The organism is Ralstonia soli (assembly GCF_023955655.1).
Classification (GTDB): Bacteria; Pseudomonadota; Gammaproteobacteria; order Burkholderiales; family Burkholderiaceae; genus Ralstonia; species Ralstonia soli.
In genome coordinates, this window is record NZ_JAMXHT010000002.1 from 145,322 (window position 1) to 167,569 (window position 22,248).

Genomic DNA, 22,248 nt, shown 5'->3' on the forward strand with positions numbered 1-22,248 from the left:
CCATGGATGCGCACGTGCTTACAGAGGAACGCCCGGCCGGCGGCGCGGCGGCCAGTCCGGCCGCACTGCCGCCAACGTATCTCGAGTCGCTGCTGGCTGCGGGGCTGCTGATCGAAACCGGCGTACGCGGCTTGTACGGCCGCAGTGCGGTATTCGAGGGCATTGCCGACGCCCTGAACGCCGTCATCACGCGGATCGGTGTGGACCAGCAGGCCGAAGTGCTGCGTTTTCCGCCGGCCCTGGGCCAGACGGATTTCGAGACGAGCGAGTACCTCAACAGCTTTCCGCAACTCGCGGGCACGATCCATAGCTTCTGCGGTGACGAGCGGGCGCATCGCCGGCTGCTGGCACGGCTCGAAGACAAGCAGGACTGGACTGACCAGCAAGAGCCCACGGGCCTTGTGCTGACCCCCGCAGCCTGCTACCCCATCTATCCGGTCATCGCGAAACGCGGCCCGCTGCCCCAGGCCGGGAAGGTGGTGGATGTGCTGTCCTACTGCTACCGGCACGAGCCGTCGCTGGAGCCGACGCGCATGCAGCTGTTCCGCCAGCGCGAGTACGTCTGCCTGGGTTCGCCCGAACGCATCGTGGCGTTCCGCCAGCTCTGGATGGAGCGCGGACAGCAGCTGGGCCGCGACCTGCAGCTTCCGCTGGAGGTGGACATTGCCAATGACCCGTTCTTTGGCCGCGGCGGCAAGATCGTGGCGGACAGCCAGCGCGAGCAAAAGCTCAAGTTCGAGCTGCTGATCCCGGTCAATGACGGAGCGCCGCCCACGGCCTGCATGAGCTTCAACTACCACATGGACCACTTCGGTTCACTGTGGCACATCGCGCTGGAGGATGGCAGCACCGCACACACGGGCTGCGTCGGCTTCGGCATCGAACGGCTGGTGCTGGCATTGCTCAAGCACCATGGGCTCGATCCCGCAAACTGGCCTCAGGGGGTGCGGGATACGCTCGGAGACGTGTAAATGTACGGGGACGGCAAGGCACGCACGCGCGGTGGAGTCTATGCGCTGCACGGGGGCAACCCCGTGTGGTCGCACGCCAACCGCCATATCGACCTGTGGGTCGAGCTGCTGCATGGCTGGGAGCTCGAACCCATTGCCGCATTGCCGTTCACCGTCACATTGGATTTCGTGGGCGACCAGTTCACTTCGTCGAATATTCCGTCGGCCGATCTGGAGTTGCTCTACGGCATCGTGAAGGACGAGCTCGCGACGTACGGCAGGCTCGAGGCCCACGTGGCCGCGCAGACCAACCGCGGCAATGTCGTGCTGCTGGAGGTCGACAACTACCAGTTGCCGGCGCCCCCGGGCGGATACCGCAGGCAGCATGCCCGCTCGTGCATCGCGATCGATGTGCTGGTGCCGGAGGCCACGGCCGTGGGCTACTACCACCACGACGGCTATCACACGGCCAGCGGCGGCGACTATGCGTCCATTTTCCGTGCATCCGGTGGCGATATGTCGTGGAGCGCCACGTCGTTCCCGCAGGCGGAGGTCGTGCGCCGCCGCTTTGACGCGCTGGCGGGCGATGCGCTGCTGCGCGCGTCGATCGACCTGCTGCGCGGCCACTTGGCGCGACGTCCGCGTAAGAACCCGATCGAGGCATTTCGCGCTGCCTTTCCCGCCCACCTTGAGCAGCTGATGGCGCGCGGCGAACCGAATTTCCAGGTCTATGCGGCGAGCGTGCTGCGCCAGCTCGGTGCCAATTTCGAGTTGATGGGCCGCTACGTGCGCTGGCTCGTGATGAACGGTCAGGTCCTGCCCGACACCGTCGCCGAAGCCTGCTACACGATGGCTTCCGAAGCAATGGTGATGCAGTTCCGTCTGATGCGCGCCGTGATGAGCCATAAGCCGGACGGATGCCAGGATTGCCTGGAGCAACTCGAGCTGACCTATCAGGGAACGGTCCCCGCGCTTGCCGCGCACTTTGGAGAGACCGTCACATGACGGCGCGCGATCCGGAAGTGGCCCTTCAACGCGTTCCGTGCCCCGGCGTGTCTGTCGGTAACGCCAGGCTCGAAGGTGACTGGACGCTCCTGCAGACCCCTGCCAACGCCGTCGCGCATCCCGGCGAACTCTCCGACAGCGGCCCCTGGCTGCCGGCGATCGTGCCGGGCACGGTGGCGAGCGCACTGCGGACTGCCGGCCGCTGGGATGACGCAGCGCCGCTGCCGCTGCATCAGTACGATTTCTGGTACCGGCTGCAGTTCCTGGGCAGCGGGCGCCGGTTGCTGCGTTTCAATGGCCTGGCCACGCTGGCCGAGGTCTGGCTGAACGGCGCAAAGGTGCTGACCGTGCGGCACATGTTTGCCGCGCATCAGGTCGATGTGGAGCTCGCCGGCAACAACGTGCTGTACATCTGTTTTCGCGCCATGCATCCGTGGCTGCGGTCGCAGCGCGGGCCGGTTCGCTGGAAGCCGCGCATGATCGTTCCGCCGACGCTGCGCGCTGTGCGCACCACGCTGCTGGGCCACATGCCGGGCTGGTGTCCGACGGTGCATGCGGTCGGGCCGTGGCGCGATATCGAACTGCTTGATCCGGTGGGTGCCGACATCACGCATGGCGCGCGTGCCGAGCTGTCGAGCCGTCTCGATGGCGAGGACGGCGAGGTGGTGTTGCAGCTCCATTTTCCCGGAGCGCTGCCCGCAGCGGGCACGTTTTCGGCGACTGGCCCGGACAATGCAATCTGGCGTGACGAGCTGCGGCGTACCGATGCGCATACGCTGGCCGGTACGCTGCGCGTCGCCCATGCGCAGCGCTGGTGGCCACACACGCACGGCGACACGGCGCTGTATCGCATTGATGCCAGTGTCGGCGGGCAGGTGATCGCCTGCGGCCACACGGGCTTTCGCACGATCGTTGAGGACCGCGACGGCGAGCCCGGTGCGTTCGCGTTGCGTGTCAACGGCGAGCGCGTATTCTGCCGCGGCGCTTGTGTCTCGAGCCACGATCTGCTTGGCCTGGCAGATACAGACGAGGCCGTGATGCGCTGGCTGCAGCTTGCGCGCGATGCCGGCGCAAACATGGTGCGTGTCAGCGGTGTCACGTGCTACCCGGGCGAGGCGTTCTATCGGCAGTGCGATGCGCTGGGCCTGATGGTGTGGCAGGACTTCATGTTTGCCAATTTCGACTATGGGAGCGACGCCACCACCAATGCGGCCCTGATGGATGACGCGGCGCGCGAGGTGACGCAATGGCTGACGTCCACACGCGCCCACGCCAGTCTGGCAGTGCTGTGCGGCGGCAGCGAAGCCGAACAGCAGGCCGCGATGATGGGCGTGCCGCGCCACGCGTGGCGGCAGCCACTGTTCGACGAGCTGATTCCTTCACTGGTGCGTGAGTACCGGCCCGACGTGGTCTACGTGCGCAATTCACCGAGCGAGGGTGCGTGGCCGTTCCAGCCGGATACCGGTGTCAGCCACTACTACGGGGTGGGTGCCTACCAGCGCCCGCTCTCGGATGCGCGCCTGGCCAAGGTCCGCTTTACATCGGAGTGCCTGGCCTTTGCCAACGTGCCGTGTGCGCGCACGCTGGCCGAGGCGGGGCTGTCCCAGCCGCTGCACGACCCGCGCTGGAAGGCCCGCGTGCCACGCGACGCTGGCGCGCCGTGGGATTTCGAGGACATCCGCGACTTCTACCTGCGCGCGCTCTACGACGTGGACCCGCCAAGGCTGCGATACGAACAGCCCGCACGCTACCTGACGCTGTCACGAGCCGTAGTGGCCGAGATCATGACCGACGTCTTCGGGGAATGGCGCCGCGCCGGTTCCACGTGCCAAGGTGGATTGGTCTGGCAACTGCAGGACCTGATGCCTGGTGCCGGGTGGGGCATCGTCGACGCCCACGCGCGGCCGAAGTCCGCCTGGCATGCCTTGCGCCAGGTGTGGCAGCCGCTGCAGGTCATCCTGACGGACGAGGGGCTGAACGGGCTCCATGTGCACGTGATCAACGAAACCGCGCTGCCGTGCACCGTACTCGTCACGTTGCGCTGCCTGCGTGATGGTGAAGCCGTGGCGGAACAGGCCGCACAAACGCTGACGCTGGCGCCCCGCGAGACGCGCCGGCTCGTGGCGGCGGACATGCTCGATCACTTCTTCGATTTCACCTATGCGTACCGGTTCGGTCCGCCTGCGCATGACGTCGTCATCGCCACGCTGCATCAGGCTGGCGAAGACAAGGCGTTGATCAGCCAGTCGGTGTACCTGCCGGATCGGCGCGCCGCCGCGCTGTGCGAGCCTGGACTGCGCGCCAGCGTGGCGCACGAGGACGATGCGTGGTGGCTCACGGTCAGCACGCAGCGCTTCGCACGCTGGGTCCATATCGACGACCACGCCTTCCGGCCGGAGGCTGATTGGTTCCACCTCGGGCCCGGCGAATCACGTCGCTTACGCCTGATGCACGAGGCGCCCGGTGCGGCAGGTGCCAACGCCATCCCTTCGGGCGAAGTTTCCGCGCTCAACGCCCACCGTTCGGTTAGCTACGACGGCTGACCTCCGCCCATGCGATGTTCCCTCGGGCTGCCCGCCGGCCCAACGCGGGCGCGGCTGGCGTTGCTCAGATCTTGCGCGTCTCCGTCGTTTGCTGCATCGCGCAGGTCCTCCGTTTTCCTCCATCCAACCTACCAAAGCATGACCAACCAACCCAACCGTTAGCCCACTGTCGGTTCTGTGCGGTATGGCACTTAATAAATCCAACAACAGAACAAGAACAGAACAAGAACAGAACAAGAACAGAACAAGCCAAGAAGCAGTCCTGGTGGGCATAACGGGTGACAGCGGCAAGGCTGCTGGCCTTCGCCAGCCATCTCGTCCGGAGATGGCGCGGCGAATCGGGCCACGCGTCCTTGTGCAGGCAGGATTCCTGTGCGGTGTGTATCGGCGCCGCTTTGGGGTGAGAGGGAGGGGTACCAACATGGTCACGAATCGGTCGGACTTGCACGTCAATCACTTGCTCTACACGTTGCCGCGTCAGGAATGGGAGGCGCTTTCACAATACTTCGAACTCGTTCGCCTGCGTGCGGGCGAGTTGCTGACTGATTCGGGTCAGCGCATCGTCCACGTCTACTTTCCGACCACGTCCGTCGTGTCACTGCTGTCGTTGCTCGAAGATGGCGCGACCGTGGAGTTTGCGGAAGTCGGCAATGAAGGCCTGGTCGGCATTCCGGTGGTGACCGGCGGCGAAACGATGCCGAGCCGCGTCGAGGTGCGCAGCCCCGGCTTCGCGTATCGCATTCCGGCGCGGGTACTGCGCTCCGAATTGAGCCACCTGCCCGCGCTGCAGCGCGTGACACTGCTCTACGTGCAGGCTGTGCTTACGCAGATCGCGCAGACGGCCGCCTGCAATCGCCATCACTCATTGAACGAGCAGCTTTGCCGCTGGCTGTTGCTCGCCATTGACCGCATGAGCTCCAACGAACTGGTGATCACGCAGCAGGTGATTGCCAATATGCTCGGCGTGCGCCGCGAAGGCGTGACCGAAGCAGCGGGCAAGCTGGAAGACCTGGGGCTGATCCACCACAGCCGGGGGCACATCACCGTGCTCGATCGCTCCGGCCTGGAGCGGCATTCCTGCGAGTGCTACAAGCTGGTCAAGCGCGAGTATGACCGCCTGCTGCCTGCGCTGGCCGAAGTCCACGTTTAAAGCGTTGTACGGGGAAGGGGTGAAGGCCGGTGTGCAATGCGCGCCGGCCTTCTCCATTGAGCGGGCCGAGTGGGGCTCAGATGAAGTGCCAGTTAACCATGCACCGGATCCACGCTGCCGAACGTGTGCAGCAATCCATCGATGACCTCGTCGTAGGCGGCTTCCAGCGTGCCGAGCGTCTCCGTGCACAGGTCTGGCCGGCCACGAGCGACTGCGCGCGCCAGCCGGAACTGCACCACCTTGGTCTCCGACGCGATCGTCGCTGCGCCGCTGGTGGCCGAGGCGGGCACGTGGTGCCCATGCTCGCCCAGCCACGTCAGGCAGTGGCCGAGCATCTCGAAATTGGCGCCGAGCTGGCGCGGGAGATTGAAACCATAGTGGTGGAAGTAGGCATCGCCGCGCACCAGAACATGGCTGACCTGGTCGCCAAACACCTCCCGCCACCGAGACACCGGATTGCGCTGCGGACGCCGGCCCAGATGCCGGCGCATCTGCGACACCACCGCATCCGACAGGGCCACACCCTGCAGCGGCGGTCGCACGCGCTTGGCGCATTCGGCATACGGGAACAGCAGATCGCCGTTGTCGCGCAACGCCGGCTCGAGCCGCATGAGCCCGCGATAGTCCTCGCCGTCGACCGTGTAGTAACCGACGCTGTGGTAGTACGACAGCCGTTGCGCCGCTGTGTCGATGCGGTCGATCGCGATCGTGGTCTTGACGTGTCCGCGCCGGTAGGCCGTGGCCCGCGTATCGGGCAGGTAATAGCTGTCCACTTCGACCAGCACGGTATGGCCGCGTCCGACCTGTTCGGCGACATGCGCTTCGAGCGTGTCGTAGACGGCCATCTCCTGGACGATGGTGCCGTAGAGCTGTTCGATGTCGGCCTGCGGATACTTGAAGAACGTGAAGTGGTCGCCCTCGAAATCCTGTGTCACGGAGAAGGCCAGCGCCGCGCGCGGATCCAGCCCCCAGCCGTAGAGCAGTTCGATCCACAGATCCATGTAGCAGTTGGTCTCTTGCCAGATCGCTTCTTCGCCGTGCAGTTCGCCCGGCCGAGCGCCAGTGGCGATGGCCAGGGCAGCCGATCCGCCACCGCCGGTGAGCGTGCCCAGCACAGATTCAGTACCCCGCTCCATGTTGTTTCTCCGCAAGATTCGCACGCCTGCCGTTCACGGCGCGTCGTGAACGGTCCGGGCCCAGCCGTTGCTATTGAAGCCTCCCCGCGCCGCGTTCATCGGTACGGTGGGCAACAGAAGCACCGCGCCGGCAAGCATGTGCGGAATCGAACAGATGGCTGTTTGGGCACGTTCATACACTGGCGCGTACCAGCCGGGCATTTGTCCTGAATCGTCTTGCGGACGCATGTCTGCACAGTGGCAGGAGGCATGATGAGAACACGGAGTCGGGAGAGGATCCTGCCGTCGATCACGGTGCGGGCGATGGCCAAGGACGCGCCGGTCGTCGCCAAGCCCGTTCGGACGATGCTGCAGCCCGTGATTCTTGCGGGCGGTTCCGGCACGCGGCTCTGGCCGTTGTCGCGCGAGCAATATCCCAAGCAATTGCTCAACCTGGTGGCGGACGACACGCTGTTGGAAGCTACGGCGCATCGCCTTGAAGGCGTGGCCGTCCGCACGGGCCGCGCCGCCGCGCTGGAGGCGCCGCAGATCGTGGTGTGCGGCGAGGAACATCGCTTCATGGTGGCGGACATGCTCAAGCGCAAAGGCAAGCGCGCGCGCATCGTGTCTGAACCGTGCGGCCGCAATACGGCTCCGGCGCTGACCGTGGCGGCGCTGCACGCGCTGGCCTGCGCAGGCCCGTGCGACGACGCAGTTCTGGTCGCCACGCCGGCCGACCACAGCGTGGCCGATACCGAAGCCTTCCGGGAGGCCATTGCCACGGCGGTGCAGCACGCCGAGCGCGGGGCGATCGTCACGCTTGGCGTGCGGCCCACCGTGCCCGAAACCGGTTTCGGCTACATCCGCGCGGCCGAGCCCGTGTACCCCGGCGGCTTCGTCATCGATCGCTTTGTCGAAAAACCGCATCTGGAACTGGCCCGCCACTATGTGGATTGCGGTGAGTACTGGTGGAACTGCGGCATCTTCGTGGTGCTCGCATCGGTGTGGCTCAAGGCCGTGAGCCAGTTGCAGCCCGAGATCTACAAGCAATGCCGCGCCGCCTACGAGGCCGGGGAGGCAACAGAGGCCACCGGCCAGGGCGAGGTGTATCGGGTCGGGCGCGAGGCGTTCGATGCATGCCCGTCCGATTCGATCGACTACGCGGTGATGGAAAAGCTCGACGCGCTGACCGGCAATCGGGGCATCCAGGGCATGCTCGTGCCGCTTGATGCCGGGTGGTCTGACGTCGGCTCGTGGGCGGCCATCTGGGATATCGCGGTGAAGGACAACGCCGGCAACGCCGGACGCGGCCGCGTGCTCTTCGATGGCGCGACGTCGTGCCTGGCCCACTCGGAAGGCCGGCTGATTGCGTGCGTTGGTGTGCAGGACGTGGTGGTGGTGGAGACAGCCGATGCGGTGCTCGTGGTCGACAAGGCCCATGTGCAGGACGTGAAGAACGTCGTGCAGCGCCTGCGCTCCGAGCACGGCGCGGAGGTGGTCAACCATCGCAAGGTGCATCGCCCTTGGGGCTGCTACGACTCGATCGACCACGGAGACCGCTTCCAGGTCAAACGCATCATCGTCGAGCCGGGTGCGAGCCTGTCGCTGCAGATGCACTACCACCGCGCCGAGCACTGGGTCGTGGTGCGCGGCACCGCGCGGGTGACCTGCGGTGAGACCGTCAGCATCCTGACGGAGAACCAGTCGACCTACATCCCGATCGGGACGCTGCATCGGCTGGAGAACCCGGGCAAGACGCCGCTGGAGATCATCGAAGTGCAATCGGGCTCGTACCTGTGCGAAGACGACATCGTCAGGTTTGAAGACAACTACGGGCGCAAGTAGACCCCAATGGGGAAGTGCTGGCTGAGGGAAAAGGGGGACGTGGTGAACAACATGTTCTTTGCAGGAGCCGGGGGCGCCGCGCACATGATGCCCTCGGCCAGTGGTACGCGGCGCGCATTGCTGGATCACGCAGGTTGGATCATTGGCGCTGGCGTGGCCGGAGCTGTCATTGCGTGGCTCGTCGCCATCGGCCGGCCCGAGGTCTACAGCGCCAGCGCGTTGGTTCAGGTGCTTCAGCCGGGCGAGAGCGGTGCGCAACGTGTCGCAGCTTTGGCCTCGCCGGCAGGCAATGCGTCGCCAGCCGTGTCGATCGATACGGGCATGCTGCGCAGCCGCGCGGTGGTGGCGCCTGTGGTGGAGCGGTTGCATCTCGACATCAGTGCCGTACCGGTGCGGGCGCCGTTTCTGGGGGCGATGGCCGCGCGCTTCGCCACACCCGGGAGGCTCGCGGGTCCGTGGCCTGCCAGCCTGGGTTATGCCTGGGGCGGCGAGCAGATCGCCGTGGAAAGACTGACCGTGCCGGCACGCCTGATCAACGTACCGCTCACACTCGAGGTGTTGCCCGGCAACGCCTATCGCATCGAGGATCAGGACAGGCCGCTTCTGGAAGGCGTAGTGGGCACCAAGGCAGAGTCCAACGGTATCAGCATGCTTGTGGCGCGCATCGACGCGCGTCCCGGCACACGGTTCACGGTGACCCGCCATGACCTGCTGCAGACCGTCGACTCGGTGGCCGACACATTGCGCATCGACACAGGGAGCAAGAACACCGGTACGGTGGGCATTGCGTGGGTGGGCCCGGACGCCGCGGTGGCGGCCGCGCTGGTCAATGGCATCACGCAGTCCTTCATCGACGCCCAGGCCGCACAACGGCGAGACGACACAGCCGCGACACAGGCCTATCTTTTGAGCGAGATGCCGCGCGTGAAGGCCGAACTGGAGCGTGCCGAAGCTGCGCTCACGCGTTACCGCTCGCATAGCGGATCGATGCAACCGAGCCAGGATGCGCAGTCGTACCTGACCGGCAGCATGGACTACCAGCGCCAGATCGCATTGCTCAAACTGGAGCGCACCAAGCTGCTGCAGCGCTTCACCGAAGAGGCCAACGAGGTCAAGACGGTTGATAGCCAGATCCAACAGATGATCCGCGAGCGCCGCGACATGGATGCGCGCCTGCAGAGCATGCCGGCAACGGAGCGGGAGTCGGTCGCGTTGACGCGCGACGTCAAGGTCGCCGAAGACATGTACATGACCCTGCGCAACAAGGCCGAGCAGCTTTCGCTGTCGCAGCTCGACCGCACCGGGCAGGTGCGCGTGCTGGATGCCGCACTGGTGCCTGTGCAGCCAGTGGGCATGGGCCCGTGGCCGATGACATCCGGCGGTGGGCTGATCGGGATCTGCCTGGCGATGGCCTGCATCACCGTGCGTCAGCGCATGAAGCCGACGCTGGATACCGTCAACGATGCGGAACTGCGGCTTGGGTTGCCGATGCTCGGCGACGTCGTCTTCAGCCAGGAGCAGGCGGAACTGGAGCGCCTGGTGGATGCGCGGCAGCACTCGGTGTACGGCCAACTGAATGCGGCGGGCTTGCTGGAGCGCCCCGGCCCTGGTCACGCGGTGGTTACCCATGGCGAACGGGCCGGAAGCAACGAACAGGATCCCGACAGTGCAGAGCGCCTGCTGCGGCTCGGGCTGCACGATCAGTTCCTGCTCGCGCGCAACGCGCCTCATTCGATGGCGGTGGAGGAGTTGCGTAGCGTGCGTGCGGCGTTGCACTTCACGTTGCGCGGGACGCGGGACAAGGTGCTGGCCATCACCAGCCCGACGGCGGGCGCCGGCAAGACGTTCGTTTCGGTGAACCTGGCCGTGCTGTTTGCCGAGGCAGGCCAGCGCGTGCTGCTGGTGGATGCCGATCTGCGCAGGGGCAAGGTGGCGAGCTGGTTCGACCTGCCGGCTGATGTGGGGCTGGCCGAGGTCCTGGCCGGTCATGCGCCCCTGTCGGAGGCCATGCAGCCCACCGTCGTCCCCGGCCTGTCGGTGCTGCCGGCTGGCACGCACCCGACCAACCCTTCCGAGCTGCTGATGCACCCGGCCATGGAGGCCTGCATGCAGGCATGCAAGGAGCGTTTCGATCTGGTGCTGTTCGATACGTCTCCGGTACTGGCCGTGGCCGACGCGACGTTCGTGGCCAACCTGGCAGGCGCAACCTTGCTGGTGCTGCGTGCGGATACCACGCTGCCGGCGCAGGTGGACGAAACACTCAAGCGCCTGGGCCGGGCCGACGCGCGCATGCTGGGCGGCATTCTCAATGGCGTGCGGCCCAGACGCAGCAATCAGGCGGACTATCGCAACATGAATCCGTATCTGGGCATGCCGCTGGCAGCCACCCCGGTGCCGAGGCTCGAACGTACCGTGGCTGCCGAGAGCGGCCACGCATAGATCCTGGGTGTACCCGCCCGCGCCTCGCGTTTGCGCGGGCAAAGCAGCACTTGGGACGCACGGTATGGGCGCCGTGCCCCGTTTCCATCCCACCGGAGACGCCAACATGAAGCGGCTGATGTTCGACGGATGCGCGGGCTGGCTGCACGAGGCGGCCGGCAAGTCCGGGGCCACCGGCGTGGTTCTGTGCGCTGCGCATATGCATGAAGCGATGTGGACGCACCGCGGCATGCGTCATCTGGCGGACGACCTTGCCGCGGCGGACGTTCCTGTGTTGCGCTTCGACTACTACGGCACCGGCGATTCCGCCGGGGATGGTGGCGAACCCGATTTCGTGCCGCGCGCCGTGCAGAGCATGGTGACAGCCGCGGCGCAACTGCGCGCACTCACCGGCGTGGAGAACGTAGTGCTGTGCGGATTGCGCCTGGGCGCGTCGCTGGCCGTATTGGCATCCGAAGCCATGATTGCGGGCGCCGGCAAACCGCCTGCTGCGCTGGTGCTGATGGCACCGGTTGTCAACGGGCGCGCCTACCTGCGCGAACTGCGTGCGCTCGGTGCGTTCTACGAACCCGAAGATGGCGCCGGGCTTGCCAGCACACCGCAACCGCCGGCAGCTGAAGTCGACGGTCTGGAGATCCTGTCGTATCGGCTTTCTGCAGAGGCCATGCAAGAGATCGGCGCACTGCGCCTGGACCGGCGGCCCGGCATTCCTGCGCCGCGCATCTTGCTGCTGGATGACATGTCCGGCAGCACATCCGCCGTGGCATCGCTCGCGCGGCATTACCAGCAGGCGGGCGCCCGTGTGGACGTCGTGGAGTTTCTCGACAGCCGATTGATGATGAAATCGCCTGAAGTGTCGGCGGTACCCGAGGCGTCGTGGCGTCGGATCGTCGAGTGGCTGGCGCCGGACTCTGCCGTGACGTTCGCGGTGCCTCGGCCGGCTGAAAAGCGCGACACCGCATTCGAGGTGGACGGCGTGATCGAGCATTCGCTCTGGATCGACGATGGCCGGCAGTTTGGCGTGCTCTGCGTGCCCATGGGCCAGTCACCGCGAGCGATCGTGATCTTCCCGAACACGGGCGGCAGCCACCACGTGGGGGATGGACGCGCCTTCGTGCTGCTTTCGCGCACGCTGGCCAGGCGCGGATTCGCCGCACTGAGGCTCGACGTTTCAACACTCGGCGACAGCCCTGGCGCAGCGCGCGAGATGGCGGTGTCGCGCGCCTATGCGCTTCACCCGCGCGCTGACGTGAGCGCGGTGGTGGACTGGACGCGTGCGCGAGGCTATGCCCGCATCGTCATGGCGGGTGTCTGCTCGGGCGCCTATCTGAGCCTGCAAGCCGCGCTGGCAAACGAGCATGTGACGGGCGTTGTCATGGCCAATGCACTGAAATACCTGTGGCGTGACCAGGACGAGACGGCCTGTCACGCCTCCCCTCAACGGCTGCGCGATTACCTGTACGCCGCAGGCAACCTGCGCAATTGGCAGCGGCTCCTGCGCGGGGAGTTTCCGGTGAAGGCGATTGTCAACACCCTGGCGCGGGCTGCACATGGTGCCGCGCGCAAGCTCGCCGGAGGGGGGCACGGCCAGCAGCCGACCGCGTCGGACGACGTCGAGCGGGAATATGCGCGCGGCGCAATGACGAAGCTGAGCCGGCGCCGGGTGCAACTGGACCTGCTCTATGGTGTCGGTGATCCTGGCCTGGCGTTGGCGGGCCGCTGCTTTGGCGACGATTTCTCGCAGTTGCGCGACCTGCCGGGCATCAGTGCGCACCGCTGCGCAAACCTTGACCACGCCATGATTCTGCGGTCGAGTTGCGACACGTTCCTGGCGTTTCTTGTGCAGAACCTGCGGCGCCAGTTGGTGCCTGCCGATGCTGCAAGCGCGCAGGCGGTGGCGGGGGCAGAGCCTGCCGCATCGGCTTCACCGGCCACGGCAGCACGCTAACGGATCTCCAGCACGAGGTCTCCTCGGGCGTGGCCGGGCTCCACCTCACTTAGCGCATAGGTGTAGCCGTCGGACAGTGCGAATGCCGCCAGCTTCAGAAGCCGAGGCCAGCGGTCGCCATAGTGCTTGTGCAGCCGGATCTTCCATAGCGCGGCCCGGTCTGCCAGCGGTGCCAGCAGCCGCGCTATATCGAGTTGCTCGTTCCAGCATTCGAACACGATCATGGTGCGAACATCGCGCGGGAGCGTGCGAGCGATCGCGTTGATGATCACCGGCTCATAGCCCTCCACATCAATCTTGATTACCCCTGACGTGCACCCGGATGCCTTCAGGCGCTCAAACAGCCGGTTCAGCGTTTCACATGCATCGTTGATCTGGATATCGACTTGCAGATAGCGGCGTGGATCGAACTCGCTGAAGCCGTCCTTGGCGGCCAACACTTCGTCGGGGTAGCTGTTGTGCGCATCATGCACGAATGCGCCGCCCCAGTTGTGGCGCGGCACGAAGAGTGTGCGGCGCTCGGTGGCATTGCCCAGGCCGTATGGGTGCAGGTGATAGTCGCATCCCGCCAGAGAAATCCGCGCATTCACCTGCAGGATCGAAAAGCAGTCGGGGTTCGGCTCGAACATGTGGACCTGGCGGAAACGTTGCCCGGACTGACACGACGTCAGGCCGATGTTGGCACCGATGTCGATCAGGAAATCGCCGTAGCCAGAGTCGGCAAAATGCTCGATGAAGCGGCGGATGTGCGGTTCATGCACACCGGTCACTTGCGGCGCAACCGAGATCAAGTCCGAGCCGCGCAGGAACAGATTCTGGCTGTGCTGGGTCAGCCTGCGGAACAGCGCGAAGCGGCATTCCTGCATCAGCAGGCTCAAGGGAGATTGCCGGTACCTGTAGGAAGTTGTGGGCTCCGCCGGCATGGCTTCTCTTGGCATCGCAACGTGCTCCTTGCGCACCCCGCGCGGGTAGGTGGTCCACGGTCGAGCGTGCCACGGCTGTGGCAGGAGACTCTGTGCACCAGCGCACGAAGCGTGGCCGGTGCGCTCCGGCATGTGACACAGCGAACAGATACCGGTTGTGCCGCCGCGCATGCTGTGTCCGAGGGCTGGTCCGCTGCGCGGGCCGGAATCCAACCAGATGAACCGGACCGATGTCTCCCATAGTCAAACGCGTGATCGCCGGCGTTGGCGCCAACACCTATGAGCAAGTGGCGAACATCGTCATCCAGCTCGTATCGCTGCCGATCTACCTGAGCCACTGGGATGTGAAGGCCTATGGAACGTGGCTGGTGATTACCGCCATTCCATCGTATCTGTCGATGGCCGACGTCGGCATGGTGACGGTGGCGGGCAACCGCATGACGATGCTGGCCGGAGCCGGCGACATGGTCGGCGCGAACCGCGTGTTCCAGAGCGCCCAGATGTTCATCCTGCTGGCCTGTGGCGCGGTCGCTGTGCTGGTGATACCTGCGGCGCTGTGCTTGCCCGTGGCGCTGCTGGCCAGCCTCGACATGCGGGTGGCGCTCGCAGCGCAGTTGGCCGCCGTGTTGCTTTCCCTGGCGGCCGGATTGTCGAGCGTGGCATTTCGTTCCACCAACCGCTATGCGTTGGGGACGTCGGTGGGCGTGACCGTCCGCCTGATGGAGTGGCTCGGTGGCGTCGCCGGGCTGGTGCTGGTCGGCACCTTCGCAGCGGTGGCGTGCGGCATGTTGGTGGTGCGGGTGAGCACGCTGCTTTGGCAAAGCTGGCTCAGCACACGCACGGGCGAGGGGCTGGCATGGGGCATGCGCGATGCGCGATGGAGCGAAATCGTGGCAATGCTCAAGCCGTCGTTCGGCTTCATGGCATTCCCGATCGCCAACGCCATCACCTTCCAGGGTTTCACGCTGTTGACTGCGCATCTGCTCGGGCCGGCGGCGGTGGCCGTGTTCAACACCTATCGCACGGTGGCGCGTGTGGCGGTCCAGGTCACTTCCACGTTGAGCCACGCGCTGTGGCCCGAGTTTGCGCGTCTGTTCGGCAGCGGCGAGCATCGCAGCCTGCGCACGTTGCTGCTGGGTTCGTCGCTGCTTGGCGCACTGGGTGCGATTACGCTGAGCGTGCTGCTGTATTTTTGCGCGCCGCTGCTGCTGCGTATCTGGACCAAGGGGCATATCCCCTTCTATCCGGGGCCGATGAGTGCGTTCCTGCTGTACGCGGCGATTGCCGGAGCCTGGCACATCCCGCGCGTCATCTTGATGGCGACCAACCAGCATAGCCGCCTGGGCATCGTTTTTCTCGTGCTCAGCGTACTGGCGCTGCTTAGCGCTGACGTGTTGGGCACCCGCCACCAGATCATGGGGCTGGTTGTGGCGATGGTTCTTGGCGAACTGCTGGCGATGGTGGCGTGCTTCTGGATTGCGGCAACCACTTTCCTGTCTGGGGACAATGAGGCTCAGGAGGCGCTTGATGAAGATCGTGCTGTCCACTATCGGTAAGTTCCATACCTTCGATCTGGCGCGGGAACTGTACGCCAGAGGGCATGAACTGACGGTGTTCACGGGCTATCCACGCTTCAAGCTCAGGGGCGAGCAGCTTCCGCAAGCGTCGATCAGGACCTTCCCATGGCTGCAGGTGCCATACGTGGGTATCGGTTCGCGGTGCGGATTCGATTGGAATTTCATGCGCGAGTTCGGCCACTGGAACCTGGAGACTTTCGGCCAGCACGTTTCGCGCAATATCCCGGAGTGCGATGTGTACTCCGGCCTGTCTTCCTCCGCGGGCGACGCGGGTCGCATCGTCAAGGCGCGCGGGGGGCGCTATGTCTGTGACAGAGGCTCCTCGCACGTCCGCATCCAGGACGAGATCGTCGCGCACGAGCACGACATCTGGGGCTGGCCGGTCAAGCGCATGGACCCACGCATCGTCGCGCGGGAGGAGCGTGAGTACGCGCAGGCAGACATGGTGACCGTCCCATCGAGCTTCAGCTACCGGTCTTTCATCCAGGCGGGATTGCCTGCGGCGAAGCTGCGACTGATTCCGTATGGCGTCAACCTGGGGCGTTTCCAGAAAGTTGCAGACCCCGACCCGTCCTCGTTCGACGTGCTGTTTGTCGGCGGCGTCAACCTTCGCAAGGGGGTTCCATATCTGCTGCAGGCATTCTCCCGACTCCTCCATCGGAACAAGCGCCTGATGATTGTGGGGCACTGTGATCCGTCGATGATGCGGTGGCTGCGCAAACGCGGCCTGCTCACGGACCACGATGCCGTGACGTTCACGGGTGCCATGCCACAGCCGGAGCTCAAGAACGTCATGAGCCGGTCGCACGTTCTGGTCCTGCCGAGCGTGGAGGAAGGATTTGGTCTGGTCATGGCTGAAGCGATGGCCTGCGGTTGCCCGGTCATCGCGACATGCAACACCGGTGGCGAAGACCTGTTCACGAACGCGGTGGAAGGTTTCACAGTACCGATTCGCGACGTCGATGTGCTCGTCGCACGCATGCAGGCGCTCGCCGACGATCCGTCGCTGCAACAGCGCATGAGCGCGGCGGCGCTAGCGAGGGTCAGGTGTCTGGGTGGATGGTCCACCTATGGCGAGCGCGTTGCGGGGCTGATGGAAGAGCTTGTGACACGCTCGGTGCGCGCGATGCATGCCGGGAGGCCTGTGCCGAACTTGCCGGGAGCCAGCCATGAACATGCTGATTGCCAAGGATGACCCGTCAGTCGGGCCCTCGTTCTCGTTGCAGAACCGCCTGATGCGCCAACTGTGGAATTGGACCTGGCTGATGCTCTTCCGCCCCAGCCCACGGCCCCTGCATGCCTGGCGCAATTGGCTGCTGCGCGCCTTCGGTGCACGCATCGGCCAGCATGTGCATGTCTATCCGGCGGTGAAGATCTGGGCGCCCTGGCAACTTACGATCGACGACTATGTCGGCGTGGCAGATGGGGTCACGCTGTACAACATCGAGCGCATCCACATTGGGGAGCGCTGCGTGGTGTCGCAGGGCTCGCATCTGTGCACGGGCTCCCACGATTACAACAGCCGCAGCTTCCGGCTCATCGCCGCGCCGATCGTGCTGGAGCCGAGTGTGTGGGTCTGTGCTGAAGCGTTCATTTCACCCGGCGTTACGTTGCCCATGGGCGCGGTCATTGCACCGCGCTCGGTGGTGGCGAAATCGCTCGGCACGCCATGGTCGGTGTACGCCGGCGTCCCGGCGCGTATCGTTGGCAAGCGCACGCAGCAGACTTACTAGACGTCGGCCCCACGTGGCGCCGGATATGTCGGCCGGCTCGCGTGCGCATCCAGGCGTTGCCGTGTGGGAGATATCCCGCGAATTGTGCGGTTGCGCACGGCCGAGACGGGACAGGGGGCGTACGGTAGCACGATGTGCATGCGCCATCTCAAGGGTGGGTTACCGTGGATATCAGACGCAAGCTGAAGGCAGATCGATACCAGGCCGTTGTGGCGGAGTTCTCTCCCAGTCTCGACCAATGCCCGGCCGAATGCGTATCGCATTTTTGCAGTATCGGCGGGGCAGCCGAGCAGGCATTGCTGGTGGGCAAGCTGATTGGCGATGGCCGAAAGCGCGTCTTGGTGGTTGGGGTGTTCGGCGGCCGGGATTATTGGTGGATGAAAGTGCTGGGCCACGACGTCACGGGCCTGAACCTGACGCCCGATGCCCATTGTCCGGATTGCGCCATCGGTAATGCGGAAGACCCGTGGCCGTTCGATGACGAGTCCTTCGACGTCATCATCCTGGGCGAAATTCTGGAGCATCTGGTCAAGGATCATCTGGCGCTTCAGCAGGCGTATCGCGTGCTGGCCAGCGATGGCAAGTTGATCGTGACCGTGCCGTTTCTGCATGACGAGCCGGATTATCACATCCGCGTTCACACACCGGCGTCTGTCAAGCGGCTGGTCGAACAGTTCCAGTTCAGCATTGACAGCTACGTTGAGCGGCCTGGCATTCCGTTCAAGGGTGCAGCCAATGTGGCCATCAACGCCTACATGATGCTCATGCTGAAGATGACGCATCGGACGCATTACCGCTCGATGCTGCGCGCGTTGGCATCGGCGGAATACTCGCTTGGCAGCGGCTTTTCGACGCTTCGCGCGATTGCTGGCAAAGCGAGAATCACGAACTGGGGCTGCACGATTGCCGCGTCAAAGTCTGCGACGCCAAAGGCGTCCTACTTGTCGCTGAATCAGACTGAATTCGGCCGCGGTGGAGCCGGAGCCGTGCAGCGCGATTGATAGTGCCAGTGCGCCACAGACGTCAGCCCGCTCGGGATCGAGCCGCCAACGCGCAGTCAATCGCCTGCACGGGCCTGTCGTTCTCGGTCTATCTGTTCCATACGATTCCACTGACGGCGTTGAACCGCTTCCTGCCGGGCATGTTCACACTGCCTGCACCGTGGCGGCTTGCGTACACGGTCGGCGCGATCGTGCTCACCTATCTGGCGGCCGCGGCACTGACGACGTACTGGGATTGGCCGCTGAACCGGAGGCGAGCCGAATTCTTGTTGCGGCGACAGCTGCCGGACAACATGACAACCGGCTGACGGCACGCACGGCCACCGCATGTGTTCACTCCGGCGCCTTCGTGGCCATGTCCCTGTAGCCAACGTCGATCCTTGATGTGCGGCGGACTGCATGGGGCCGGATCCCAGGGCCGTCAGGAAAGAGCCGGCAGGACTGCGCGCATGGTGTGTTATCCAACAGACCCCCGGCGGTCCTGACCCGATACTCCAATCGTCGGGAGATTGGCCGGACGGCGTATGCCTCGGCCGTTTTCCGCCCCTGCAGTGCCGACCGGAACCGCCAAGGAGAGACGCCGTGCTGCCCATCCTGAATGCGAACGACGCCGCGCAGGCGGAAACGCTCGACGCAGGCGCACGCATCCATTCACTGGCCCGCATGCTGCCCATCGGTTATGTGCTGGTCTGCGTGCTCTATGGCGTCGTCGCGTATGTGTCGATGGGCTACGACGACGAATTCACCAACATGGCCCTGGTGGAGCAGCGCGGCCTGGGCGTGGTGTCGCTGACGCAGGCGGAGGATGTCCATCCGCCCGGTCAGTACCTCATCAATTGGCTACTGCACGCACTGACCGGCGACTGGTCGCTGGTGCGGCTGGTCACGGCGCTGCTGACCGCGCTGTCGCTGATCTATGCAACCGAAGCCGTCCGCCAGCGTTATGGCGACCGCGCGGCGGGCATGCTGTTTGTGCTGCTGTGCCTGAATCCGGCCATCCTGATGTGGTGCACCGGCGTGCGCTGGTATGCGTACTTCGTGCCGGTGCTGGTCTGGCTCAGCATCACGCCGCAGCGCAATGACTGGCGCTACTGGGCCAAATGTTTCGGCGGCCTGGCGCTGCTCGGCTATATCGGCTATGCGGTGTTCGTGGTGGCCCTGCCTGTGCTGCTGCTGTACTGGACGGGGGCACGCCAGGGCATTCGCGAAAAGACTGTGGGCATGTTCTGGGGGGCGCTGGCTGGGGCACTGCTGTATGCCTATCAATTCCACATATTCCTGACAGTACATTTGCAGGCGAAAGGCTCGCAGGTGTCGTCGATGGCCAAGAGCCTGATGGGATTCGCCATTGCGCAGGTTTCCAACCAGGGTGTGTTTCCGGTGTCGGTGCCGGCCCTGCTATCTGCGTCGGGTATCGCGGGCATGGTGTGGCTGGCGTTTCGCGCCGATGCGCGCGGCAATCTGCGCAATCGCTATCTGCTGGCCTACGGAACGGGTTCCGTCATTGCCATCGTGCTTGGCATTGCCGGCAAGTTCCGCAATCTGGTGATCGCCTCGCCGTGGCAAGCCATGTGGCTGGCGACGCTGCGGGTGCCCGCGCAGCGGTTGAACGCGTTCCTGATCTGCTTTGCCGCGCTGGCTGGAGGCAATATCTGGGGAGCGTTCAATGTGGCTACGCACCAGAACACCACCAAGAACAGTTGGGACTTGCAATTGCCGCCGGTCATGGCAGCGCTGGCACGCAGTAACGCGGCCTGCGGGGGTGATCTCGTGGTCCTGGCGCATGACCCGGCGCTGAACTGGCATGTCGATCAGGCGGGCTATCCGCAGTTGGGGCCGTTCTCGCGTCAAACCTTGTCGGGTGACGTGCTCAACGCCACGCATCGTTGTGTTGCCGTAGTGCGCAGCTATGCGGGCATGTTCGACACCGTTGCGATCGACCAGATGTATGGGCAGGTGAACGGCCTGCAGCGCGGTGCCGAATCGCGCCAGCAGTTCGGTCGCGACAGCAACTATCGCATCAAGCAGCGGCTGGACGCGCGCTACCCGGAATACCAGTTCGATATCACCCTGTACCACGACGTGTCGGGGCTGGCTGGGCTGACCGCGTGGCAACCGATCGCGCAGCGGCAGCCCTGACGGAGTGGGCCGTGGACGCCAGTGCAACCCGTCTCGCCGCAATCTACATCGGGCTCGCCGTGATCGCGATCAGCGCCAATATCGGCGCGCAGGATCTGTTTCTGCGCGTGTATGCCGGCGCCTACGAGACGCTGCTGTCGGTGGCGGCCGGAACCGGCGTGGGTCTGGTCGTGAAATACCTGCTCGATAAGCGGTTCATCTTCGATTTCCAGGCAGACAATGCGGCGCACGATGCCCGCGTGTTCATGCTCTACACGGTGATGGGCCTGGCCACCACGGCCATCTTCTGGGCGTTCGAATTCGGCTTTGGCCATGTCTTCGGCAACCGCGCAATGCGCTATGTGGGCGGCGTGCTGGGTCTGGCGCTCGGTTACTACACCAAGTACCAACTCGATAAACGCTTCGTTTTCAGACGCAGCTGGAGCCAGCAGCCTGTTCGCATGGGAGAGGGGAAATGAGCCGCGATGCCGTTCCGCTGTGTGTCGACCTCGACGGCACGCTGATCCATGGAGACCTGCTGGTGGAGACCTGTGTGGCCTTGCTGCACAAGAATCCGCTCTACCTTTTCCTGCTGCCGTGGTGGCTGCTGCATGGCAAGGCTCACCTGAAGGCGCAGGTAGCCAGCCGAGTGTTGCTCAATCATGCGGCTCTGCCGTTCCATCGTGAACTGTTGCAATGGCTGGCCGATGAAAAGCGCGATGGGCGCCAGATCTGGCTGTGCACGGCATCGAACCAACGCTTGGCCGAAGCCGTGGCGCTGCACCTGCAGCTGTTCAACGGCGTGCTGGCCAGCACCGATACGCTGAACCTGTCCGGCAAGCAGAAGGCCGAGATGCTGGTGGCCAAGTTCGGCAACCGCGCATTTGACTACTGCGGCAACGATCACGTCGATCTGTACGTGTGGTCGGTCAGCCGTGGCGGCGTGGTAGTCAACCCGCACGGCAACCTGGAGCAGCGCGCACGCCAGGTCACCCACGTCTATCGAACCTTCGGATCGCCCGAGCACCATGCGCGCGCTATCTGCGCGCTGCTCCGTCCGCACCAGTGGGCCAAGAATGTGCTGCTGTTCGTGCCCATGGCCGCCGCACACCGCGTGCTGGACCCCATTGCACTGGGCCATGCGGCGCTCGGTTTCCTGGCCTTCTGCCTGTGCGCGTCGTCGGTCTACGTCCTCAACGACATGCTCGATGTGGAGGCCGACCGCCAGCACCCGCGCAAGGCGCTGCGACCTTTTGCCAGCGGCGTGCTGCCGCTGACGGCAGGTTTTGCGCTGATTCCGCTGCTGCTGCTGGGCACGGCTGGCATCGCCTGGCTGCTGCCGATCCAGTTCGGCTTGGCACTGGCCGGCTATTACCTGCTGACGCTGGCCTATACCCTGGGCGTCAAGCAGGTGGTGATCGTCGACGTGTTGTTCCTGGCGGGGCTCTATACGACACGCATCATCGCGGGCGCGGCCGCCGTGGCCGTGCCGCTGTCGCTGTGGCTGCTGCTGTTTTCGATGTTCCTGTTCCTAAGTCTGGCACTGGTCAAGCGCTTTGCCGAACTGCAGGTGATGCAGCGCCAGGGCAAGCTGGAGGCCGCGGGGCGTGGCTATCGGCTGGACGATCTGGCGCTCCTCGAAAGCCTCGGCACCGGCGCAGGCTACATGTGCGTGCTGGTGCTGGCGCTGTATATCAACAACCCCGTGGTGGAAATGCTCTATCGGCGCCCCGAGGTGCTCTGGGGCCTGTGTCCGCTCATGCTGTACTGGATTACGCGCGTATGGGTGGTGTCGCATCGCGGGCAGATGCTTGATGACCCGGTCATGTTCGCACTGCGCGATCGTGCCAGCCTGGTCATCGGAGTGCTGGCGGCAGTCGTGATTTACTTGGCCACCTGAA

17 protein-coding genes are annotated in these 22,248 nt (G+C 64.9%); 15 read left to right on the plus strand and 2 right to left on the minus strand.

Annotated features, from left to right (window positions below; all coding sequences use genetic code 11):
• Positions 1-2 precede the first annotated feature (2 nt).
• The 4 genes from NG900_RS04550 (at position 3) to NG900_RS04565 (ending at position 5,648) form a co-directional block, all read left to right on the plus strand.
• Entirely contained in the window at positions 3-971 is a 969-nt protein-coding gene (locus tag NG900_RS04550; RefSeq protein ID WP_252677198.1) for an amino acid--[acyl-carrier-protein] ligase, read from the plus strand.
• Positions 972-1,955: a DUF1839 family protein gene (locus tag NG900_RS04555; protein ID WP_252677200.1), complete on the plus strand. Its 984-nt coding sequence runs from the start codon at positions 972-974 to the stop codon at positions 1,953-1,955.
• Positions 1,952-4,498 carry a glycoside hydrolase family 2 protein gene (locus NG900_RS04560; RefSeq protein ID WP_252677202.1) on the plus strand — a complete coding sequence of 849 codons (2,547 nt, stop codon included), beginning with the start codon at positions 1,952-1,954 and terminating at the stop codon, positions 4,496-4,498. The genes NG900_RS04555 and NG900_RS04560 overlap by 4 nt, the downstream gene beginning before the upstream one ends.
• A gap of 421 nt (positions 4,499-4,919) precedes the next feature.
• Positions 4,920-5,648, plus strand: coding sequence for a Crp/Fnr family transcriptional regulator (locus NG900_RS04565; RefSeq protein WP_252677204.1), 729 nt, complete (start codon positions 4,920-4,922; stop codon positions 5,646-5,648).
• Between the two features lie 92 nt (positions 5,649-5,740).
• Here NG900_RS04565 and NG900_RS04570 read toward each other — a convergent pair whose 3' ends face one another.
• Positions 5,741-6,784, minus strand: a complete 1,044-nt coding sequence (locus tag NG900_RS04570) for a DUF1839 family protein (RefSeq protein ID WP_252677206.1) — start codon at positions 6,782-6,784, stop codon at positions 5,741-5,743.
• Between the two features lie 249 nt (positions 6,785-7,033).
• Here NG900_RS04570 and NG900_RS04575 point away from each other — a divergent pair, with 249 nt between their 5' ends.
• The 3 genes from NG900_RS04575 to NG900_RS04585 all read left to right on the plus strand — a co-directional run bounded on the left by NG900_RS04575 (position 7,034) and on the right by NG900_RS04585 (position 12,995).
• Positions 7,034-8,608, plus strand: coding sequence for a mannose-1-phosphate guanylyltransferase/mannose-6-phosphate isomerase (locus NG900_RS04575; protein ID WP_420804118.1), 1,575 nt, complete (start codon positions 7,034-7,036; stop codon positions 8,606-8,608).
• 51 nt (positions 8,609-8,659) lie between these two features.
• Complete coding sequence (locus NG900_RS04580) at positions 8,660-11,047, plus strand: polysaccharide biosynthesis tyrosine autokinase (protein WP_252677208.1); 2,388 nt, start codon at positions 8,660-8,662, stop codon at positions 11,045-11,047.
• Positions 11,048-11,153: 106 nt separating this feature from the next.
• Positions 11,154-12,995: a serine aminopeptidase domain-containing protein gene (locus tag NG900_RS04585; protein WP_252677210.1), complete on the plus strand. Its 1,842-nt coding sequence runs from the start codon at positions 11,154-11,156 to the stop codon at positions 12,993-12,995.
• On the opposite strand, the gene NG900_RS04590 is transcribed toward NG900_RS04585, so the two are convergent.
• A complete protein-coding gene (locus NG900_RS04590; RefSeq protein ID WP_252677211.1) occupies positions 12,992-13,918 on the minus strand; it encodes an FkbM family methyltransferase in 927 nt (308 codons plus the stop codon). The two genes, NG900_RS04585 and NG900_RS04590, sit on opposite strands and share 4 nt — an antisense overlap.
• A 230-nt stretch (positions 13,919-14,148) precedes the next feature.
• Here NG900_RS04590 and NG900_RS04595 point away from each other — a divergent pair, with 230 nt between their 5' ends.
• From NG900_RS04595 to NG900_RS04630, 8 genes are all read left to right on the plus strand, one after another.
• Complete coding sequence (locus tag NG900_RS04595) at positions 14,149-15,474, plus strand: lipopolysaccharide biosynthesis protein (protein WP_252677212.1); 1,326 nt, start codon at positions 14,149-14,151, stop codon at positions 15,472-15,474.
• Entirely contained in the window at positions 15,446-16,690 is a 1,245-nt protein-coding gene (locus NG900_RS04600; RefSeq protein ID WP_252677213.1) for a glycosyltransferase family 4 protein, read from the plus strand. Before NG900_RS04595 ends, NG900_RS04600 begins: the two co-directional genes overlap by 29 nt.
• Positions 16,671-17,228: an LbetaH domain-containing protein gene (locus NG900_RS04605; protein WP_252678423.1), complete on the plus strand. Its 558-nt coding sequence runs from the start codon at positions 16,671-16,673 to the stop codon at positions 17,226-17,228. Before NG900_RS04600 ends, NG900_RS04605 begins: the two co-directional genes overlap by 20 nt.
• Positions 17,229-17,362: 134 nt before the next feature.
• Positions 17,363-18,229 carry a class I SAM-dependent methyltransferase gene (locus NG900_RS04610; RefSeq protein ID WP_252677215.1) on the plus strand — a complete coding sequence of 289 codons (867 nt, stop codon included), beginning with the start codon at positions 17,363-17,365 and terminating at the stop codon, positions 18,227-18,229.
• Between the two features lie 8 nt (positions 18,230-18,237).
• Positions 18,238-18,537: an acyltransferase family protein gene (locus tag NG900_RS04615; protein WP_252677217.1), complete on the plus strand. Its 300-nt coding sequence runs from the start codon at positions 18,238-18,240 to the stop codon at positions 18,535-18,537.
• A gap of 274 nt (positions 18,538-18,811) precedes the next feature.
• The gene (locus NG900_RS04620; RefSeq protein ID WP_252677219.1) at positions 18,812-20,368 is read left to right on the plus strand and encodes an ArnT family glycosyltransferase; all 1,557 of its coding nucleotides are present in this window, start codon (positions 18,812-18,814) and stop codon (positions 20,366-20,368) included.
• An 11-nt stretch (positions 20,369-20,379) separates the two neighbouring features.
• Positions 20,380-20,826, plus strand: a complete 447-nt coding sequence (locus NG900_RS04625) for a GtrA family protein (RefSeq protein WP_252677221.1) — start codon at positions 20,380-20,382, stop codon at positions 20,824-20,826.
• Complete coding sequence (locus tag NG900_RS04630) at positions 20,823-22,247, plus strand: UbiA family prenyltransferase (protein WP_252677223.1); 1,425 nt, start codon at positions 20,823-20,825, stop codon at positions 22,245-22,247. Before NG900_RS04625 ends, NG900_RS04630 begins: the two co-directional genes overlap by 4 nt.
• Position 22,248 lies beyond the last annotated feature (1 nt).

Excerpts from the sequence above, each read along its gene's own strand:
- NG900_RS04570 (WP_252677206.1), bottom strand. The coding sequence starts at position 6,784 with ATGGAGCGGGGTACTGAATCTGTGCTGGGCACGCTCACCGGCGGTGGC.
- NG900_RS04630 (WP_252677223.1), top strand. The coding sequence starts at position 20,823 with ATGAGCCGCGATGCCGTTCCGCTGTGTGTCGACCTCGACGGCACGCTG.
- NG900_RS04590 (WP_252677211.1), bottom strand. The coding sequence starts at position 13,918 with ATGCCGGCGGAGCCCACAACTTCCTACAGGTACCGGCAATCTCCCTTG.
- NG900_RS04580 (WP_252677208.1), top strand. The coding sequence starts at position 8,660 with ATGTTCTTTGCAGGAGCCGGGGGCGCCGCGCACATGATGCCCTCGGCC.
- NG900_RS04605 (WP_252678423.1), top strand. The coding sequence starts at position 16,671 with ATGCTGATTGCCAAGGATGACCCGTCAGTCGGGCCCTCGTTCTCGTTG.
- NG900_RS04560 (WP_252677202.1), top strand. The coding sequence starts at position 1,952 with ATGACGGCGCGCGATCCGGAAGTGGCCCTTCAACGCGTTCCGTGCCCC.
- NG900_RS04555 (WP_252677200.1), top strand. The coding sequence starts at position 972 with ATGTACGGGGACGGCAAGGCACGCACGCGCGGTGGAGTCTATGCGCTG.
- NG900_RS04600 (WP_252677213.1), top strand. The coding sequence starts at position 15,446 with ATGAAGATCGTGCTGTCCACTATCGGTAAGTTCCATACCTTCGATCTG.
- NG900_RS04565 (WP_252677204.1), top strand. The coding sequence starts at position 4,920 with ATGGTCACGAATCGGTCGGACTTGCACGTCAATCACTTGCTCTACACG.
- NG900_RS04585 (WP_252677210.1), top strand. The coding sequence starts at position 11,154 with ATGAAGCGGCTGATGTTCGACGGATGCGCGGGCTGGCTGCACGAGGCG.
- NG900_RS04595 (WP_252677212.1), top strand. The coding sequence starts at position 14,149 with ATGTCTCCCATAGTCAAACGCGTGATCGCCGGCGTTGGCGCCAACACC.
- NG900_RS04575 (WP_420804118.1), top strand. The coding sequence starts at position 7,034 with ATGATGAGAACACGGAGTCGGGAGAGGATCCTGCCGTCGATCACGGTG.
- NG900_RS04550 (WP_252677198.1), top strand. The coding sequence starts at position 3 with ATGGATGCGCACGTGCTTACAGAGGAACGCCCGGCCGGCGGCGCGGCG.